Source organism: Idiomarina sp. A28L (genome assembly GCF_000218785.1).
Lineage (GTDB): Bacteria > Pseudomonadota > Gammaproteobacteria > Enterobacterales > Alteromonadaceae > Aliidiomarina.
The window spans coordinates 1-3,192 of sequence record NZ_AFPO01000019.1 but is presented as its reverse complement, the minus strand read 5'-3'; the positions used below and the strand labels follow the sequence as shown (position 1 = coordinate 3,192).

Annotated in this window: 3 protein-coding genes; all 3 read right to left on the bottom strand. The window is 40.3% G+C overall.

The window, feature by feature from the left end; genetic code table 11:
• Nucleotides 1-231: 231 nt before the first annotated feature.
• Nucleotides 232-1,059 carry a hypothetical protein gene (locus A28LD_RS06895; protein WP_007420358.1) on the bottom strand — a complete coding sequence of 276 codons (828 nt, stop codon included), beginning with the start codon at nucleotides 1,057-1,059 and terminating at the stop codon, nucleotides 232-234.
• A 98-nt stretch (nucleotides 1,060-1,157) separates the two neighbouring features.
• Entirely contained in the window at nucleotides 1,158-1,919 is a 762-nt protein-coding gene (locus A28LD_RS06890; RefSeq protein WP_007420357.1) for a hypothetical protein, read from the bottom strand.
• A 638-nt stretch (nucleotides 1,920-2,557) separates the two neighbouring features.
• Nucleotides 2,558-2,974, bottom strand: a complete 417-nt coding sequence (locus tag A28LD_RS06885; RefSeq protein WP_007420355.1) for a hypothetical protein — start codon at nucleotides 2,972-2,974, stop codon at nucleotides 2,558-2,560.
• Between the last annotated feature and the right edge of the window lie 218 nt (nucleotides 2,975-3,192).

The following is a 3,192-nucleotide window of genomic DNA, read 5'->3' as shown; positions in this document are numbered from 1 at the left end:
GTGGGAAGCCACTATCAGGTAGGACGTCTTATAATGTGTTTATATCTTTTGAAAACACTTTCTAGACTGCAGAACGAAGTTAGCCAACCTTATCTGAGGGTGGTTATTACTTGCTGTCGGCTGTCGATATTCGTTTAAGCGAGAAAGGGCAGAGGTATTCAAAGCACTCGATTACAATCTTTCTTTGATTCCTATATAAGTTGAGCTTGGAACGCTGATAAAGCGTTATTCCTATTGACCTATAGGGTAGCTCACGATTGCCATTTGGTCGGATAGGGCCATCATTTGATCACCCTTAAGACCATGAAATGGGAACTCAGCAAACTCAAACCCTCTAGAGGACAGATCCAAGTATAGCTTTGAATCGTTCAATTTGAGCTGCCTTGCATGTGCTGGATAGGTAGCTGTTCCTTTTTCTACAACCATAAATGCAATGGGAAAAAAACTAAGAAGACTAACGACAGACAAATTTCCGTTGTTCCAAAAACTCAAGATTTTTGCACTCAAGTGCTTTGTGTATGGATAAAACCAATAGTAAATATTGTGTGTGTGCTGAATTGCTTTATCGTCACCGAGTACGAACTTTTGAAGAGGGGTAAAGTAAGGCGTCTCTTGAGGTGCCCTAAGACATTCGTTAACCGAGGTTGCAGCTAATATGTGGCCAATCATTGCACGAGCGAACTTGGTGGCGTTTACATTTTCAGAAACAAAATTATGAGGGCTGCTCGCACACTCGAAGTAGGTCTTAACTTTGGAGCTTAAAAAATTAAATACAGTTGCTACCTCTTGGTCACAGTTGCCAATATGATTGTTATTACAATTATGGCAGATCGTCCGAAATTTACTGCCATTCCTTGATCTGATGCCTTTAATTTTTTTTGCATTTGTACCCATCATCTCGGTTATATGGCGTTGCTCAACTCTAGTAATTGCTATCGCTCCTTTGGGAGGCACATGATCCCATGATAGTGAGCCATACTGACCACAAATCAGACAATAGCCTTCGCTGATTTTTGTATGTGCGATACGCTGTGAAATTCTGTGATTGAGTCTACTCATTGGTTCCTTTGTTATGTTGTCGTTTGTCACGTAAAGGGCTGACAAGGCTCACCACCCACCATTTCAAAAAAGATTGAGTGGTGAGCCTATAGAGATCGCTACATCGAGTTTAATGCAACAACATTGCAGCCTGACATTTTATTCATTGTTTGTTGCAATGTATCATCAAGATCTTGGTAGATATTGTCAGCAAGATAAGATGAACGTTGGTGCAGAGAGTTGATATTATTTATGTTTTCAAACGCTATTATATCGACTACAGGAGAGCGTTGTGCGGCTTCAATTAAATGATTCGTCACGCTAATCATTTGTTTATTCATGAGAGTATTTGCGATTTTACCTTTTGGCGCTAAGGAGTCGAGCTCACGAAATACAATGGCGATTTTTTTGTTAGTGAGCTTATAGGTGTTTATGTACGCTGTGTACAAGAGCCGGAAATCGTAGTTCCAAAAATTCGAAACAGAATCCAGGCTCTCTATCAAAACAGATGAGTATTGCTCTAATGTGCCTAACATTTTAATGGTCATTTCCACATCAACCTCTTCTAACTCTGATTCATAAAAGAAGTCATATAATTTCCAGAGTTCGTCTGTAAACAGAGCGTTAAAGTTTTTGTTGCCCAGAATGGCCAGAGGATTGTATTCATGACAGTCAATTTTTATTGCTAATGCACGAGCTATGTAATTAAGGCGCGCCGTAAAGTCAGGCGAGTTCATTTCTTCCCTTGAAATATTGGGTTGTGCCGAATGTTGAACGTATGAATCAATGATCTGCTTGCACGACTGGTGCTGCAGTGATGAGCGCGCTTTTAGAGCAGAAACACGGTATTTGGTTTGGTGGTTGTTAAATGTAGTCATCATAATAGTTCCTTCAGGCCATGAAAGATTAATCAGCGCTGCAAATCATGGCCGTCTGGTTGTGAATGACTCATCTAAAATATGCCAGAATGTCTAAGTTTAGTATTACATTCTCGTTGCAGCGCAAACGAACGACTCTGCAGCCGCTTATTCAATTTATAAATCACTATAGGCTTTGTCAAGGTTTGATGGTAATTAGCTGTTAAGTCCAACGAATGAACTGGCCGTTTTTTCCTCTTGTTTTCTTTTCCCTTACTTTGGTAAGGCTTAGATATTCTCGACATTTTATGGGTTTCTTTATGTCCTCAGAGGTAGTGGTATGTTAGCTAGTAACAATGTAGATAAACCTCAGGCATTATCACTATGTTAATTCAGCGTGGTTTCAATCAAAAAATGGTACCAACAGTTCTAGGTTGTTTATCAAGCCTTATCAGTGAAGTCATCAGTCGCAATGCCCGCTCTTTCAGAGTATCGAGAGCAATCGCGTGTGCTTTAGAGCTCGAATTATATGATGTGTTTCCAGAGTTGCGGGACGTTCGTGAGAATAGTGGCGTTACTTATAGTGAGAGGTTTAATCGACTGAGAATGCTAATTGGCTAGTAACGACAGCAGCCGATTAGGGCAGCTGTCGTTATCGTGAGCTATAGCTTCATTAAGTCTTTAAAGCTTCTCGGGCGGCGAGTGGCTAGAATATCAGTTCTGAATTCTTTGAGTATTTGAGGGGCGATACTTGGACTAACCAGCCTATCGTTATTAAACATATTAATGTGGATCCAACAAAGTGCAGCGTGTTTGAAAGCTAAGCTTAGAGGCTCAGGAAAAAGGTGCTCGATGTCGAGGAATGACTCTTTCTTTAGGTCATTTTCTATTTGATGGTATATCTCTATAAGAACTGATTTATAGGTGCTTTCGTCAATATCTCTGTACGAGAAAGGGTATGGAAAGTGAAGTGAGCACAGTTCGGGAATGCCTAATGATTCGTATGGGTATTGCTCACGAAGCGGTTTTGTTAAGTCGAAATCAAAGCGAATTTCAGTTTGTGGTTTTAGATTTTGCATACGTTTTTCCTTACTATTGGCGTTAATTTGATTGTTTACTCATCAAGATTATTTTTGCTCGCGCGAACTCCCTTGAACAAAATGTTTGTTTTGAAGCTTGCGAAAACTGTCAGGCTGATAAAGTTCGATTGCTTTCAGAATCAACCCTTTTAACTCTTCAATGGCCTCAACAACATCGTGACCATTGTCAGGGCATTGTCCTGACAATTTGCGCCGAC